Genomic DNA, 16,070 nt, shown 5'->3' on the forward strand with positions numbered 1-16,070 from the left:
GGCGAGAACCCGGTCGTTGAGCGAGCGGAGCGAGACGAAACGCGCGGGACGTCAGTCGACCAGCTGGTTCAGCAGGTCGATCGCCTTGTCCCAGGAGCCCTGGGTGTCGACCTCACCGAGGTCGAGGCTCCGAAGGGCGGGGCCGAACACGTTCTCCTGGATGACGGAGTCCTGCGGTCCCTTGAACTGCGCCTCGACGCCCTTGGCGCGTTCGGCGAGGATCGCTCCGGTGGGCGCGTCGTTGAAGAACTCGTTCGGCGTCGCCTCTTCGGCGAGCGTCTCCTGTGCCTTCACGGTGGAGGGGAAGTTGCCGGCGGCGGCCGACTGCTTCACCTGCTGCTCGGGCTGCGTCAGCCAGTCGGCGAGCTCGGACGCGGCCTCCTGGTGCTTCGAGGTCTCCGGGATCGAGAGCCACGCGCCACCCCAGTTGGCCGCACCTCCCGGGAAGACATCGGCGAAGTCCCAGCCTGTGGCCGCGTCGCCGCCACCGGTCTCGACCTGACCCTGCAGGACGCCGAGCATCCAGCCGGGGCACACGAAGGTCGCGAAGGTGCCGTCGACGAACGACTTGCCGCCGTTCCAGTCCCAGGCCTTCTGCGCCGCGGACTGACCGCCCTCGGTCGCCTCGCCCAGCAGAGCGAACCGCTCTTCGAGCTCGGCGTTGCCCTCGACATTGAGCTCGCCGTCGGCGGTGTAGTAGCCCTCATCGAGCTGGTTGACCATGGCGTTCCAGACGAATCCGGAATGGTCGTACCAGGCCTTGCCGGTCTTCTCGGTGTACTCCTGGCCGACGGCGAAGTAGTTCTCCCAGTCGCCGTCCAGCAGCTCGGCGATGCCTTCGCGGTCGCTCGGCATGCCGGCGGCTTCGAGGGCGGGGCCGTTGAAGCAGATGCCGCTCGGGCCGACGTCGGTGCCGTAGCCGATCACACGGCCCTCGGCGTCGGTCGCCTGGTTGTACTTCCAGTCGAGCCAGTCGCCCTTGCGGTCCTCGATGCCGTGATCGCGCAGGTCGATGAAGGTGTCGGACACGTCCATGATCGCGCCGAGCCAGCCCTCTTCGATCGCGACGATGTCGCTCAGGCCGCTGCCTGCGGCGATCTTGGTGAAGGCGTCGGTGCGGGCGTTGCCGCCGGTGTCGATGTTGGTCGCCTCGATCGTGACGTTCGGGTGCGCCTTCTCGTACTCGTCGTAGAGGTCTTCGTAGCCGAAGGTGCCGAACGTGGTGACGGTCAGCGTGATGTCCTCATCGGCGCTGCCTTCGCCTGCGCCGGTGTTGCCGGCGCAGCCGGCCAGGGCGAGGGCGGAGACGGATGCCACGGCGGCTGTCGCCAGGATCCGATTGCGGGCACGTGTGTTCACAGGTTCACTCCTTTGTGTGGTGGTCGTGCGGGTGATGCTCGGGAGGCGTGGGAGCGCTCCCACACCGTTCGGTCACTCTATGGGAGCGCTCCCACGGATGTCAAGCACGCGGTTCCGGTTCTTTGCGGCGTGGGTCTCGGCAGGCTGGCGTTCACAATTCAGCAAGAACGCGCCCGGACAGGCACATTCCGGGCCGATCCGGCCTGATCGCCGAATTCTTGCTGAATTGTGAACGGCGGGTAGCCTTGCCCGGTGCCCGAAGCCGAACTCTCCCCCGCCCTCGTCCGCGCCGCCTCGCTCATCCGCAGCATCCCGGACTACCCCGAACCCGGCATCGTGTTCCGCGACATCACGCCGCTGCTGGCCGACGCCGAGGCCCTTCGCGTCACGACCGAGGCGATCATCGCTCCCTTCGAAGGACAGTTCGACGTGGTCGCCGGCATCGAGGCGCGGGGGTTCATCCTCGCCGGCGCTGCGGCCATCGCGGCGGGCGTCGGATTGATCCCGATCCGCAAGGCGGGGAAGCTGCCCCGGCCCGCGGCATCCGTCGACTACGCGCTCGAATACGGCACCGCGACCGTCGAGATGCACGACGACCTGCCCGCGGGCTCCCGCGTGCTCCTCATCGACGACGTGCTCGCGACCGGGGGCACCCTCGCTGCCGGACGCGAACTGGTCGAGCGTCTCGGCAGCCACGTCGTCGGCATCTCGGTGCTGTTCGAGATCGACGGCCTCGGCGGCCGCGCCGCGATCGGCGATCTGCACACCGTGTTCCACGCCTGAGTCGCGCGCGCCCGCGCCGCGCACCGAGACCCCGGGTCAGCGCCGAGACCCCGGCCTGGTGCCGCCCGCGGTCCGGGGTCTCGACGACGAGCCGGGGTCTCGGCGAATGCTCCGCCGCAAATCGACGCGCCGACGGGCCGGTAGACTGAGGGCGCCAGCCTTCCCGCGACTTCCTGCGTTTCGACTCCTCGCTAGCGCTCGTCGCTCAACGACCATAGCTACGGCCTGCGGCCGCCTGGAGGATCACGATGCCCACCATCGTCGTCGACGTCATGCCCAAGTCCGAGTTGCTCGACCCGCAGGGGAAGGCCGTCTCCGGCGCCTTCGCCCGCCTCGGAGTCGAGGGCTTCAGCGATGTCCGCATCGGCAAGCGCTTCGAGCTCACGGTCGAGGGCGAGGTCACCGACGAACTGCTCGCCGAGGCCCGGCGCGTCGCCGATGAGGTGCTCTCCAACTCGGTGATCGAAGACGTCGTGGGTGTCGAGGTCGTCGAATGACCGTGCGCATCGGCGTCGTCACCTTCCCCGGCTCGCTCGACGACCGTGACGCGCAGCGCGCCGTCCGCATCGCCGGGGCCGAGCCGGTCGCGCTCTGGCACGGATCGCACGACCTCGAGGGCGTCGACGCCCTCGTGCTGCCCGGCGGCTTCAGCTACGGCGACTATCTGCGCGCCGGCGCCATCGCCGCCCTCTCGCCGATCATGGCCGAGGTGAAGGATGCCGCCGCCAAGGGGCTGCCGATCCTCGGCATCTGCAACGGCTTCCAGATGCTCGTCGAGGCGCACCTGCTGCCCGGCGGCCTGATCCGCAACGACCACCAGCACTTCGTGCGGCGCGACCAGAAGCTCGTCGTCGAGAACTCCGACACCGCCTGGACCAACGCGTTCCGCACCGGCCAGGAGATCGTCATCCCGCTGAAGAACGGCGACGGCGGCTACATCGCCGACGACGCGACGCTCGACCGCCTCGAGGGGGAGGGCCTGGTCGCCTTCCGCTACGCCGGGGTCAACCCGAACGGCTCGCTGCGCGACATCGCCGGTCTGACGAACGAGGCGGGCAACGTGGTGGGACTCATGCCGCACCCCGAGCACTCGGTCGAGCCGGGCTTCGGCCCCGACACGGCGATCGCCATGCGCAGCGGCATCGACGGACTCGGCTTCTTCACGAGCGCCGTCGCCGCGATCGCGCGCGTCGCCGCGTAGCTCGCCGCTTGAGACGCAGCCGCGCTCAGTCGACCGGCAGGCGGAACGGGTTGTCGCCCGCGGCCGCGAGCAGATACCAGGCGGTCGCGCCCGTGTGCAGGCTCGCGTAGTACAGGTCACCGAAGCCGGAGTCGAGGCCGTCGGTCGACGTCGCCACGATCCCCTTGCCGTCGCCGTTCGGCGCATCCTGCTGCACCAGACGGATGCTGCTCAGCAGGGACTCGGCGCGGCCTGCGTCGCCGGCTTCGCCGCGCAGCTGCAACGCGAGCGCCAGGTTGGCGCTGCCCTCGAACCACACCTTCGACACGTCGGCGTCGCTGATCGACGGACCCTGGTACGGGCCGTCGGTGGCGATCATGTTGTCGATGGTCCAGTTCAGCGCCGAGCCGTATCGCGCGTCGACGGTGCCGAGGTAGCTCCAGGTCTGCGCATCCAGCGGGATCGGCCGGGTGTTGACCGTCGAGCCGTCGAGGAGAGTTCCGGTGTCGACGTGTCCGTCCGCGCTCTGCATCGCGGCGACGAAGTCGGCGGCGATGGCAGCCCGCTCCGTCCACACCGCGTCGCCGGTGAGCTGGCCCAGCTGCGTGAAGAATCCGGCGACGTCGCTGTTGTGCTCGGTCGACTTCCAGGTCAGCGATGAACCGTTGTCGGTCTGACCGCCCGTGTATCCGTACGGAGCGCGGGTCATGTCGGCCGTGTTGGTCTGAATCCACTGACCGATGCGCAGCGCTCCGACGAGGTACTTCGTCTCGCCGGTCGCGTGGAAGAGCCGCGTGAGGGCCATGCCGACCCAGGCCTGGTTCCCCGTGAAGGTGCCGGGTCCGGTGATCTCCATCCGGCCCTGCCGGATACCGTGCGGCTCGTACGACGTCCGGGTGCGGCCGTCGCCGATCGGATCCGCGGCCTGGACGAAGAGCAGCGTGTCGCCGATCGTCTGCGCGCGGCGGAGGTCGTCGGGCAGTCCGCGTGCGGTGTAGGCGATGATCACCAGGGCGTCGTCGTACACGAACGAGGGCGTGAAGTCCCAGCTCGGGGTGGTGAAGAATCCGCCCTCATAGCTGCGCGGCAGGCAGCGACCCTCGCCGTCGCAGAACTCGTCGGTCCGTGCGTCGAGGAACTCGTAGGCCAGCTCGACCGACTGCGCGGCATCCGGAGCGCTCGTATTGGTCACGGCTTCCTCCACGGGTTCGACGACCCCCGAGGCGGCAGGCGCAGCGCCGGCGAGCATCGCGGCGGCGATGAGCGCAGCGGCGACCACCCACGGCGCACGCGGAGAACCGGACATGCTCACCCCTCGGTCACGGCGACGGTCCGCGGTCGCGACCCCCCGGCGACCGGAGAGGTCGCCAAACCAATCCTGATCCGTGAACTGCGTCCGAGGAAGCCGCGAAGGTCTACATTCCCGCACGCGGCACCCGTACGTATAGCAACCCGTTCCGCCGCAGGCAAGGGCTTCGCGTCCCTCTCGCGCGGCGCGCACGATGGTCGGACACCTGACGATCCCCCGGAAAGGACGCATCATGTCCCGCGATCAGTACACGTTCACGAACCCCGCCGAGCTCTACGCGCACATCGAGCCCCAGAAGCAGCACATGCCCGAGCCCGGACTCGACGCCGACCTGGCCCCGAAGGCCGACCTCGGCGAGGAGACCTACCGCGGTTCCGGTCGCCTGCAAGGGCGGAAGGCTCTCATCACCGGAGGCGATTCCGGCATCGGCGCAGCCACCGCGATCGCCTTCGCGCGCGAGGGCGCCGACGTCGCGATCTCCTACCTCCCGGAGGAGGAAGAGGATGCGAGCCGCATCGCCGGCATCCTCCGCGACGCGGGTGCGAACGTCGCCACCCTCCCCGGCGATCTCCGCGACCCCGCATATTGCCGTTCGCTCGTGACGGATGCCGTGGAAGCACTCGGCGGCCTCGACATCCTGGTGAACAATGGCGGCAAGCAGATCTACCAGGAGTCGCTGACCGACATCACCGATGAGCAGTTCGACGACACGTTCAAGACCAACGTGTACGCGATGTTCTGGATCACGAAGGCCGCGCTGCCCCACCTCACGCCGGGGTCGACGATCATCAACACCACGTCGATCCAGGCATATTCTCCCTCCGGCATACTCGTCGACTACGCCTCGACCAAGGCCACGATCAACGCCTTCACGAAGGGCCTGGCCGAGCAGCTCGCCCCGAAGGGCATCCGCGTGAATTCCGTTGCTCCGGGGCCGATCTGGACCCCGCTGCAGCCGAGCGACGGTCAGCCGCAGGAGAAGATCGACAGCTTCGGCGAGGACACCCCGCTCGGACGCATGGGACAGCCCGCCGAACTCGCGCCCGCCTATGTCTTCCTGGCATCCGCGGAGTCGAGCTACGTCATCGGCGAGACCCTGAACGTGAACGGCGGCATGCCGACTCCCTGACGCTCGCCGTCTGGCCGCCCGCGCTTCAGCCGAGCGCGGGCGGCCAGACGCCGATCAGCACCGCCATCACGAGCACCGTCACGAGTTCGTGCGCGATGTTCAGGGTGGTCAGCTTGGTCGAGCGCCCCTCGAAGGCGTCGTGGGTGATGAAGCGCGCTGCCGTGAATCCGGCCCAGAGCGTGACACCCGTGACGATCGTGCCCCAGAGGAACGGCCCGCCGTAGAAGTGCCAGGAGATGGCGGATGCTCCGGCGAGCACCCACGCGGTGATGAAGCTCACGATCAGGGTGGTGATGATCGGCCACATCGCCGTCGCGGCCGGTCGCTCCATGTCGACGTTCGCGAGCTTCGCCCAGCGCGTGCCGAACACCTTGGGCGCGTACCAGATCGAGCCGACGACCATGCTCGACACTGTCGCCAGCAGGACCGCCCAGTAGTTGATCTCGGGAACCATCGTTGCCTCCTCGAATCGGATGCCGTCAGGCTACTCCTCTGCTGCGCCCGCGCCCGCAGGGAAGAGAGGCGCATGCGTGTGCAATAGCCTGAATCCATGGCACAGCTCGAGCAGATCGCAGCCCCCGGTTCCGAGTGGTGGCGCAGCGCCGTCATCTATCAGATCTACCCCCGTTCCTTCGCCGACGCCTCGGGCGACGGCATCGGCGACCTGCCGGGCATCACCGCCCGGCTGGACTCCCTGAAAGATCTCGGCATCGACGCGATCTGGCTGAGCCCGTTCATGACGAGCCCGCAGCGCGATGCCGGCTACGACGTCGCCGACTACCGCGACGTCGACCCACTTTTCGGCACGCTCGCCGACTTCGACGAGATGCTGGCCGAGGCCCATGCCCGCGGCATCCGCGTGGTCGTCGACCTGGTCCCGAATCACTCCTCCGCGCAGCACGCGTGGTTCCAGGAGGCTCTGAAGGCTGCCCCCGGCAGCCCCGAGCGCGCGCGCTACATCTTCCGCGACGGCAAGGGCGAGAACGGCGAGCTCCCGCCCAACAACTGGGAGTCGGTGTTCGGCGGCGGCATGTGGGAGCGCATCGTCGAGGCCGACGGCACCCCCGGCCAGTGGTACCTGCACATCTTCGACCCCACGCAGCCCGACTTCGACTGGAACAATGAAGAGGTGCGCGAGGAGTTCCGCTCCATCCTGCGCTTCTGGCTCGACCGCGGTGTCGACGGCTTCCGCGTCGACGTGGCCCACGGCATGATCAAGGCCGAGGGCCTGCCGGACTACACGCCGCCGGCGGATGCCGACTCGATGGGCGGCGGCGAAGCGAACGTGCCGTACTGGGGCCAGGACGGCGTGCACGACGTCTATCGCGACTGGCACAGGGTGCTCGCCGAGTACGACGGCGACCGCGCACTGTGCGGCGAGGCCTGGATGCCGACGTTGAAGCAGACCGCGCTCTGGGTGCGCCCCGACGAGATGCACCAGACGTTCAACTTCCCGTACCTGCAGACGGCGTGGGACGCGAAGGCGCTCGGCGACGTCATCCGCGAATCGCTCGATGCCTTCGGTGATGTCGGCGCCCCGAGCACCTGGGTGCTCTCGAACCACGACGTCGTGCGTCACGCGAGCCGGCTCGCGCTGACCGCGGAGAACCCGCAGGGCGAGGGCATCGGACCGCTCACCCCCGACAAGCCCGACACCGCGATCGGCCTGGCCCGCGCCCGCGCGGCGACCACCCTCATGCTCGCGCTCCCGGGTTCCGCCTACCTCTACCAGGGCGAGGAGCTGGGCCTTCCCGAGGCGATGGACATCCCCGACGCGTTCCGGCAGGACCCGACGTGGTTCCGCACGAACGGTCAGCGCTATGGCCGGGACGGATGCCGCGTGCCGCTGCCCTGGACCGCCGACGGACCGGCGTTCGGGTTCAACGAGACCGGCGCCTCGTGGCTGCCGCAGCCCGTCGACTGGGCGGCCTACGCGCGCGACGTCGAAGAAGCGGACCCGACCTCGACCCTGTCGCTCTACACGCAGTTGCTGGCCGCACGCCGCGAGCACGGCTTCGGCAGCGGATCGCTGGTGTGGGAAGACGCCGGTGTGGATGCCGTGGCCTTCCGGCGCGGCGACGTGCATGTCGTGGCGAACCTCGGCTCGGAGCCGCTCGAGCTGCCGGCCGGTGCCGACATCGTGCTGTCGAGCCAGCCTGTCGACGGCTCGACCCTCCCGGTCGACACGGCCGCCTGGTACACCACGGCCTGAGGACTGCTCGTTCCGGTCGCACTTGCTGCCGCTTCACCGCCCGTGAGCCGGCATGAAATGCGACCGGAACGATGATCGGCCGAGTTCGCGGCACCGACTTCTGCGGACGACCCGAAGTTCTGCGGCCCTCCCGGCGGGCTCAGGCCGCAGAACCTCGGGATGGCCGCAGAACTTCGACCGTCAGCCGACCTCGAACCCGGCGGCCAGGAGCTGATCGTCGCGCGAGCTCGGCCCGATGAGCAGCTCGAACCCACCGGGCTCGACCAGGCGGATGCCGGCGGCATCCACGATCGAGCAGTCGGCGACCGGCACCTCGAGCCGCACGCGCACGGACTCCCCCGGCGCGACGTCGACCTGTCGGTAGGCCTTGAGCTCCTTGTCTGTCCAGCTCACGCTGGTCACGGCATCCCGCACGTATACCTGAACGGTCTCCCGCACCGGACGCTCCCCGGTGTTGGTCACGGTGACGTGCCCGACGATCGTGTCGCCCCGGCCGAGCGTGGTCGACTCCAGAGAGAGGTCGCCGTATTCGACCGTCGTGTAGGACCGGCCCTCGCCGAACACCCAGGCCGGAGCCTGCGTGAGGTCGGCGTAGCGGTCGCCGTGCTGTCCGCGGATCTGGTTGTAGTACGTCGGCTGCTGGCCGACGTGCCGCGCGAACGAGATCGGCAGACGTCCCGACGGCTCCACCCTGCCGGTGATGATCTCGGCGAGCGCCCGGCCGCCCTGCATCCCCGGGTTGGCTGCCCAGATCACGGCCGCTGCGCGCTGAACGGATGCCGGCAGCACGAGCGGCTTCGACGCGAGCAGCACCACGATCACGGGCTTCCCGGTCGCGATCACCGCGTCGAGCAGCGCGATCTGGCCGCCGACGAGTTCGAGCGTCGCGGTGGAGCGCCCCTCGCCCACCAGCTCGATCCGGTCGCCGACGACGGCCACGACGACGTCGGAATCGGATGCCGCGGCCACCGCCTCGGCGAGCAGAGCGTGGTCGGGCGCCGCGGGCTTCACGACCGGAGGCCGCGGCTGCCCGTCCGGGAAGGTCGAGCCGGCCGGGTCGGGGGCGAGGGTGAGGATCTCCGCTCCGCGGGAGTGCGTGACCTCCCACGGCGCGATCGCTCGCAGCCCGTCGAGCACGGTCGAGATCATCTCCCGCGGCTGACCGTCGAGCCAGCCGGCCTGGCCCGAGCCGCCGGCCCAGTCGCCGAGCTGACTCTGCGCATCGTCGGCGAGCGGCCCGACCACGGCGACGCGGCGCACGGCGGCCGGGTCGAGCGGCAGCACGCCGTCGTTCTCCAGCAGCACGAGCGATCGGCGTGCGGCATCGAGGTTCAGCGCGGTGTGGTCGGCGCTCCCCACGATCTGCTCGAGCCCCTCGACCGGGAGCCGTGGATCCTCGAACAGACCGAGCTCGAACTTCAGCGTGAGGATCCGGCCGGCGGCGACATCGAAAGCGTCCTCGCCGAGAAGCCCCTGCGCGACGGCATCCAGCGCCCCCTCGAAGAAGCCCGGCGTGTTCATGATCATGTCGTTGCCCGCCGTGACCGCCGCGGCCGAGGCGTGCGGGTAGTCGGGCTGCACCCGCTGCTCCCACACCATCCGACCGACGTTGTCCCAGTCGGTGATGAGGGTTCCGGTGTAGCCCCACTCCCCGCGCAGCACCTCGCTCAGCAGCCACTCGTTCGTGGTGATCGGCACGCCATCCATGGTCTGGTAGCCGAGCATGAACGAGCGGCATCCTTCGCGGGCCACGCGCTCGAACGGCGGCAGGAACCAGGAGCGGAGCTTGCGTCGCGAGATGTCGGCCTCGCTCGCATCCCGCCCACCCTGGGTCTCGGAGTATCCGGCGAAATGCTTGGCGGTCGCGAGGATCGCCGTCGGGTCGTCGAGCCCGTCGCCCTGATAGCCGCGCACCATGGCGCTCGCGAGTTCGCCGATCAGGAACGGATCCTCGCCGAACGTCTCCCCCACGCGTCCCCAGCGCAGATCGCGCGAGATGCAGAGCACGGGAGAGAACGTCCAGTGGATGCCGGTGGCGGCGACCTCTTCGGCCGTCGCCCGGGCGACGCGCTCGAGCAGTCCGGCATCCCACGACGCCGCCATGCCGAGCTGGGTGGGATAGATGGTCGCGCCGGGCCAGAAGGAGTGGCCGTGGATGCAGTCCTCGGCCACGAGCAGCGGGATGCGCAGCCGGGTGTGCGCAGTCAGCTCGTTCGCCCGCAGGATGCGCTCGGGCGAGGTGTGCAGGATCGACCCGGCCTGGCGGCGCAGGATGTGGTCGTCGAGATCGTCGCGGGCATCGAGCTGCAGCATCTGCCCGATCTTCTCCTCGAGCGTCATCCGGCCGAGGAGGTCGGCGACGCGCTCGGGGATCGACAGCGCGGGGTCCTGGTACGGGTGGGTGGTGGTCAGCGTGGGAGAGGTCATCACTTCTGGTTCTGTGTGGTGGTGGGCTCGGTCGTGGGCTGGCCCCCGGACTTCGGGACGCTGCGCACGGCGGTCACCGCGTCGTTCACATCCAGCCCCTTCTTCTTCATGGCCCTGGCGCGCTCGCCCGCCGAACGCAGGCGCGGGTTGACGTACTCGTCGATGCCGAAGTTGATCAGGGAGAGGGCGACGCCGATGATCGCGATGCAGAGCCCTGCGGGGACGTACCACCACCACAGCCGGGGGAAGGCGCCGTTCTGCTGCGCCCAGAACAGGATCGTGCCCCAGTTGAGGTTGCTCACCGGGATCACCCCGATGAAGGCGAGCGTGGTGAGCCCCAGGATCGCGGCGGTGACGGTGCCGACGAAGCTCGACGCGATGAGCGCCATGAGGTTCGGCAGCATCTCGACGGTGATGATGCGGCGGAGCGGTTCGCCGTTGGCGCGCGCCGCCTGGATGAAGTCGCGGTTGCGCAACGACATCGTCTGGGCGCGCAGCACTCTGGCACCCCACGCCCAGCCGGTGAGTCCGAGCACCGCGGCGATCACGATCAGCGGCGGGTTCTCGAACTGCGACGCGATGATGATGATCAACGGGATGCCGGGGATCACCAGGAACACGTTGGTCAGCGCCGAGAGCGACTCGCTCTTCCAGCCTCGCACGTAGCCCGAGATCACGCCGATCGTGATCGCGATGACCGTGGCGATGGCGGCGGAGAGGAATCCGACGACGATCACGCCGCGCGTGCCGAAGATGATCTGGCTGAGGACGTCCTCGCCCATGTGGGTGGTCCCGAGCCAGTGCTCGAACGTCGGCGCCTGCCGCAGTGCCGAGCGATCCTTCTCGGTCGCCCCATAGGGAGCGATCCAGTCAGCGAGGATCGCGACGAGCACGAAGACGCCGAGGATGATGAGCCCGGCGATCGACTTGCGATTGCGGAACATCGCGAACGCCTGCGCGAGCTGCGTGCGGAAGGTCCGCTGCTCGAGAGGGACGGATGCCGGCGTGCGCAGCGTCGCCGTCTCCGGCATGCCGGTCGCCTCCGGCGTGCCGGCCGGCGCGGTGGTTCCGGCGGTGGTGGGAACGGTCATCTCAGGCCTCCGTCTGACGAGTGCGCGGATCGAGGTAGGCGTACACGACATCGGCGAGGATGTTCGCGACGAGCACCGAGAGCGTGATCACCAGGAAGACGCCCTGCATGAGCGCGTAGTCTTTGGCGTTGGTCGCGTCGAGCAGGAGCTTGCCGACACCGGGGTAGCTGAAGACCATCTCCATCACGATCGTGCCGCCGACGATGAAACCGATCGAGAGGGCGAAGCTCTGGATCTGCGGCAGCACCGCGTTGCGGGCGGCGTACGCCCACAGCACCCGACGGTTCGGCATGCCCTTCGCCTGCGCGACGGTGATGTAGTCCTCGTCGAGCACGGTCAGCATCATATTGCGCATGCCGAGCATCCACCCGCCGAGCGACGCGATGATGATCGTCAGCGCCGGCAGAGTGCCGTGCATGATCACCTGGCCGATGAAATCGAGGCTCCACTCCGGGGACTGGCCCTTGCCGTAGGCGTGGGAGGAGGGGAACCACCGCAGGGTCGACGAGAAGATCGCGATCGCGATGAGGCCGAGCCAGAAGTACGGGATCGTGTTGAAGAAGGTCGTGATGGGGATCAGCGCGTCGAGCCTGCTGCCGCGTCGCCAGCCCACGATCGCGCCACCGATCGTGCCGATCGCGAACGAGATGATCGTGGCGAGACCGACGAGGCCCAGCGTCCACGGCAGTGCCGCCGCGAGCACCTCGCCGACCGGGCGCAGGCCGTGCAGGGTCGAGATGCCGAGGTCGCCGCGGAACAGCATCCCCCAGTATTCGAGGTACTGCTGCCAGATCGACTTGTCTGTGTCGATCCCCAAGAGGATGCGGAGGGAGTCCGCGGCTTCGGGGCTCACGTTGCGGTTGCGCGCGAGGTACGAGCTCACCGCGTCGCCCTTCATGAACCGCGGCAGGAAGAAGTTGATCGTGAGTGCGGCCCAGAGCGTGAAGAGGTAGAAGGCCGCGCGACCGGCGAAGAACCGCCACGGCACCGGCCGGCGGGTGCGCTCGGCGGCCGTCGCGGTCGTGCCGACCTCGAGAGCGTCCTTCGGCGCCAGGTCGTGGTGGTTCTCGTCGAGGCGAGGGGATGCGGTGGTCACAGGGCTCCTCCGGTCGAGGCGGCAGACGCGAAGTGCTTGTCCGGGTCGGGGGATGCCGCGCGCAGTTCGCGCGTGTACGGGTTCTGGGGATTCAGGATGACGTCGTCGGCGGTGCCGTACTCGACGACCTTCCCTTGGTTGAGCACCATGATCTCGTCGCTGAAGTGGCGAGCGGTGGCGAGATCGTGCGTGATGTAGAGCACTCCGAGCCCTTCTTCGCGCTGCAGATCGGCGAGGAGGGTGAGCACGCCGAGGCGGATGGAGACGTCGAGCATCGACACGGGCTCGTCGGCGACCAGGAGCGACGGCCGCGACGCGAGAGCACGGGCGATGGCGACGCGCTGCCGCTGACCGCCGGAGAGTTCGTGCGGACGGCGGTCGATCACGGCATCCGCATCGAGCCGCACGCGGGCCAGCAGGCGCCGCACCTCGGCGTCGGTGTCCTTCTTCGGCACGACGTCGTCGAGCCGGATCGGCCGCTCCAGGTGATAGCGGATCGAGTGGTACGGATTGAGCGAGGCGAACGGGTCCTGGAAGACCATGCGCAACTGCTGCCGGTAGCGGCGCAGTCCCTTGCCGCGGCGGGGGATCGGCTCGCCGTCGAGCAGCACCTCGCCGCTGGTGGGGGTCTCGAGCTGGGTGAGGATCTTCGCGATCGTGGATTTGCCGCTGCCGGACTGGCCGACGAGTCCGATCGTGCGGCCGGAGGTCAGGGTGAAGCTGACGTCGTCGAGGGCCTTGATGCGTCCGGCGCCACGGACGTTGTAGCTCTTGGTGACGCCTCGGAATTCGAGAGTGGTCATCGGACCAGCACCCCTCTCTCCCCGGTCAGCCGGGGGAACGACGACAGCAGCGTCTTCGTGTACTCGTGCTGCGGGCGCAACCAGATCTCCTCGGCGCTCGCGAGTTCGATGATCTCGCCCTCGCGCATGATCGCGATCCGGTCGCTGATCTCCAACAGCAGCGGGAGATCATGGGTGATGAAGATGACCGAGAAGCCGAACTCGTGTCGCAACTGCGAGATCTGCTTGATGATCTCCCGCTGCACAAGCACGTCCAGCGCCGTGGTCGGTTCGTCCATCACCATGAGCTGCGGCCGGAGAGCGAGCGCCATGGCGATCATCACCCGCTGCCGCATGCCTCCGGAGAGCTCGTGCGGGAAAGAGCGCATGCGCTGGCGTCCGACCTTGACGATCTCGAGCAGCTCCTCGGCCTCGGCGCGGCGCTCACGACGACTCATCCCCGGGCGGTGGATCTCGAAGACGTCCTCGAGCTGTGAACCGATCGTGTCCACCGGATTGAGAGCGTTCATCGCCCCCTGGAAGACCATCGACACCTTGTCCCAGCGGAAGCGCTGCATCGCGTCCGCGTCGAGCGCGTTGATGTCGACATCCTCTCCGGATGCATCGTGGAAGGTGACGTCGCCGCCGCTGATGACCGCGGGTGCACGCAGCAGTCGCTGCACGCCGTAGGCGAGCGTCGTCTTGCCGCAGCCGCTCTCGCCGGCAAGGCCGAGGATCTCGCTGCGCTGCAGTTCGAGGGTCACGTGGCGCACGGCCTCGACCGGAGGATCGACGTCGTACACGACCGAGAAGTCGCGCACGGTGAGGAGGGGATCTGACATGGGTGTACGTCTTTCGTCGGGGCGTTCCCGGTCGTTGAGCGAGCGCAGCGAGACGAAACGCGGTGGTTCCCGTTTCGTCTCGTCGCTTCGCTCCTCGCTCAACGACCGGGTCGGCGTCACTCGGCCGGCTTCAGCTTCGTGAGGATCTGCACGATGTTCTGCTGAGTCGGGTCGGCAGACGCGTACGGGTCCTCCTCGGACGGCCAGCCGACGTAGTTCCGGGTGTTGAACTCGCCCAGCAGCGGATGCGCGCCGAGCGGGATCGCCGGAACCTGCTCGACGAAGATCTTCTGCATGGTGTCGAGGGCCGCGGTGCGCTCCTCCTCAGAGGAGGCGTTCGCGTAGGTGTTCAACGCCTCGGTCGCTGCCGGGTCCTCGAAGCGGCCGAAGTTGAATCCGGCGATGCCGTCGGGCGAGATCCAGCGCGGGTCCATGGTCGAGGTGTACAGGCCGTACGCGGTGCCGCTGTCCTCGAGCCAGTGGATGATGGCCGAGAACGAGCCGTCGTCGCGCGGGCCCTGCCAGCCGCCCCAGTCGGGCATGTCGATCTTCACTTCGGCGCCGATGGACTCGGAGACGTCTTCCGCGATGAGCTCCTGCGCCGTGTTCCAGTCGCTCCATCCCGAGGGAACCGAGAGCGTGAAGGAGACAGGAGTGCCATCGGGATCGACGAGCGCGTCGCCGTCCCACGTGTACCCGGCGGCTTCGAGCACGCCGCGGGCCTTCTCGGCATCCACGGAGTACTCCTGGCCCTCGAACTCGGGCTGGATCTCGTCCTCGAGGATGGTGGAGAGTCCGGTCACGGACCACACCGGCTCGCTGGCGCCTTCGCGGGCGATGTCGACGTAGGCGTCGCGATCGATGACCCAGGCGAGCGCCTGGCGGAACGCGGGGTCGTCGAACGGCTTCTGGTGCAGGTTCATGAAAAGCGTCGCGGAGCCGGTGGTCGGCGCGGCCCAGAACTTGTTGTTCTCGGGGTCAACCGAGAGGAACTGCTCCTCGATCTGCGGGATGAACGCCTGCGCCCAGTCGGCTTCGCCCTGCGCGAGGGCGGTGGTCAGCGCGGTGTTGTCGCCGTAGGAGACGTAGTGCAGTTCGGGCACGGCGAGGTCGCCGCCCCAGTAGTCGTCGCGGGCCTCGAGGGTGACCGACTCGGTCGACCAGTTCGACAGGGCGTAGGGTCCGGTGCCGACGAGGTCGTCGCCCTTGACAGGGTTCGTGGCCGGCTCGTCGAGGTTCTCCCAGATGTGCTTCGGAACGATCGGCACGTGCAGCACGCGGGCCAGGTTCACGAATTTCGACTGGCCGAACGTGAGGGTGACGGCGTCGCCCTCGACCGTGGCGCCCGTGAACTGCAGTCCCGCGGTGTCGAGCGCGGGGGTCGAGACCAGCTCGTAGGTGAAGACGATGTCCTCGGCGGTGAACGGCTCGCCGTCGCTCCAGGTGACATCCTTGCGGGGGACGACGGTCACAGCGGTGTAGTCGTCGTTCCACTCGATGCTCTCGGCGAGCCAGGGCGTCACCTCGCGGTCGCCGGTCTGATTGACCAGGCCGAGCGACTCGAAGATGACCTTGCCGTACCCGTACTTCGATGCGGACGAGTCGCCGACGAACGGGTTGTTGGATTCGGTCGTGATCGCGCCGTCGGGCTTCGCGATGGTGAGGGCGGCGGCTTCGCCGGAGCCGGCGTCGTCATTCCCGCCGGCGGCGCACCCGGCGAGGGCCGAGAGTCCGAGGGCGGTGATCGCTGTGACGGCGATCAGGGATTTCCTGAGCTTCATTGCTACTCCTTGGGCACGGTCGTTGTGCTGTGTGGGGGACACAAACACTTACTGTCGAGAAAGTAAGTGATTGTGAGGT

The 16,070-nt window shown here is 68.5% G+C and carries 14 protein-coding genes; 5 read left to right on the forward strand and 9 right to left on the reverse strand.

What is annotated here, in order from left to right; translation table 11 throughout:
• Positions 1-51: 51 nt before the first annotated feature.
• Positions 52-1,359, reverse strand: coding sequence for an ABC transporter substrate-binding protein (locus RS85_RS08950; RefSeq protein ID WP_046013108.1), 1,308 nt, complete (start codon positions 1,357-1,359; stop codon positions 52-54).
• A 252-nt stretch (positions 1,360-1,611) separates the two neighbouring features.
• Between RS85_RS08950 and RS85_RS08955 the strand changes: the two genes are divergently transcribed.
• The 3 genes from RS85_RS08955 (at position 1,612) to purQ (ending at position 3,343) form a co-directional block, all read left to right on the forward strand.
• Complete coding sequence (locus RS85_RS08955; RefSeq protein ID WP_046013109.1) at positions 1,612-2,142, forward strand: adenine phosphoribosyltransferase; 531 nt, start codon at positions 1,612-1,614, stop codon at positions 2,140-2,142.
• A 248-nt stretch (positions 2,143-2,390) separates the two neighbouring features.
• Positions 2,391-2,639, forward strand: coding sequence for a phosphoribosylformylglycinamidine synthase subunit PurS (gene purS, locus RS85_RS08960; RefSeq protein WP_046013110.1), 249 nt, complete (start codon positions 2,391-2,393; stop codon positions 2,637-2,639).
• Positions 2,636-3,343, forward strand: a complete 708-nt coding sequence (gene purQ, locus RS85_RS08965; RefSeq protein WP_046013111.1) for a phosphoribosylformylglycinamidine synthase subunit PurQ — start codon at positions 2,636-2,638, stop codon at positions 3,341-3,343. Before purS ends, purQ begins: the two co-directional genes overlap by 4 nt.
• A 25-nt stretch (positions 3,344-3,368) precedes the next feature.
• Here purQ and RS85_RS08970 read toward each other — a convergent pair whose 3' ends face one another.
• Positions 3,369-4,628, reverse strand: a complete 1,260-nt coding sequence (locus RS85_RS08970; RefSeq protein ID WP_046013112.1) for a hypothetical protein — start codon at positions 4,626-4,628, stop codon at positions 3,369-3,371.
• Between the two features lie 235 nt (positions 4,629-4,863).
• Between RS85_RS08970 and RS85_RS08975 the strand changes: the two genes are divergently transcribed.
• Complete coding sequence (locus tag RS85_RS08975; protein ID WP_046013113.1) at positions 4,864-5,760, forward strand: SDR family oxidoreductase; 897 nt, start codon at positions 4,864-4,866, stop codon at positions 5,758-5,760.
• 25 nt (positions 5,761-5,785) lie between these two features.
• Here RS85_RS08975 and RS85_RS08980 read toward each other — a convergent pair whose 3' ends face one another.
• A complete protein-coding gene (locus RS85_RS08980; protein ID WP_046013114.1) occupies positions 5,786-6,214 on the reverse strand; it encodes a DUF1761 domain-containing protein in 429 nt (142 codons plus the stop codon).
• A gap of 96 nt (positions 6,215-6,310) precedes the next feature.
• Here RS85_RS08980 and RS85_RS08985 point away from each other — a divergent pair, with 96 nt between their 5' ends.
• Entirely contained in the window at positions 6,311-7,972 is a 1,662-nt protein-coding gene (locus tag RS85_RS08985) for a glycoside hydrolase family 13 protein (protein WP_046013115.1), read from the forward strand.
• A 180-nt stretch (positions 7,973-8,152) separates the two neighbouring features.
• Here the strand turns inward: RS85_RS08985 and RS85_RS08990 are convergent, their stop codons facing one another.
• From RS85_RS08990 to RS85_RS09015, 6 genes are all read right to left on the reverse strand, one after another.
• Positions 8,153-10,399, reverse strand: coding sequence for a glycoside hydrolase family 3 N-terminal domain-containing protein (locus RS85_RS08990; RefSeq protein ID WP_046013116.1), 2,247 nt, complete (start codon positions 10,397-10,399; stop codon positions 8,153-8,155).
• Positions 10,399-11,490: an ABC transporter permease gene (locus RS85_RS08995; protein ID WP_235282388.1), complete on the reverse strand. Its 1,092-nt coding sequence runs from the start codon at positions 11,488-11,490 to the stop codon at positions 10,399-10,401. The genes RS85_RS08990 and RS85_RS08995 overlap by 1 nt, the downstream gene beginning before the upstream one ends.
• Position 11,491: 1 nt before the next feature.
• On the reverse strand, positions 11,492-12,586 hold the full coding sequence (locus RS85_RS09000) for an ABC transporter permease (protein WP_046013117.1): 1,095 nt from the start codon (positions 12,584-12,586) through the stop codon (positions 11,492-11,494).
• The gene (locus RS85_RS09005; RefSeq protein WP_046013118.1) at positions 12,583-13,389 is read right to left on the reverse strand and encodes an ABC transporter ATP-binding protein; all 807 of its coding nucleotides are present in this window, start codon (positions 13,387-13,389) and stop codon (positions 12,583-12,585) included. Before RS85_RS09005 ends, RS85_RS09000 begins: the two co-directional genes overlap by 4 nt.
• Positions 13,386-14,210: an ABC transporter ATP-binding protein gene (locus tag RS85_RS09010; protein ID WP_046013119.1), complete on the reverse strand. Its 825-nt coding sequence runs from the start codon at positions 14,208-14,210 to the stop codon at positions 13,386-13,388. Before RS85_RS09010 ends, RS85_RS09005 begins: the two co-directional genes overlap by 4 nt.
• 116 nt (positions 14,211-14,326) lie before the next feature.
• Positions 14,327-15,991, reverse strand: a complete 1,665-nt coding sequence (locus RS85_RS09015; protein ID WP_046013120.1) for an ABC transporter substrate-binding protein — start codon at positions 15,989-15,991, stop codon at positions 14,327-14,329.
• Positions 15,992-16,070 lie beyond the last annotated feature (79 nt).

Source organism: Microbacterium sp. SA39, assembly GCF_000967865.1.
Lineage (GTDB): Bacteria > Actinomycetota > Actinomycetes > Actinomycetales > Microbacteriaceae > Microbacterium.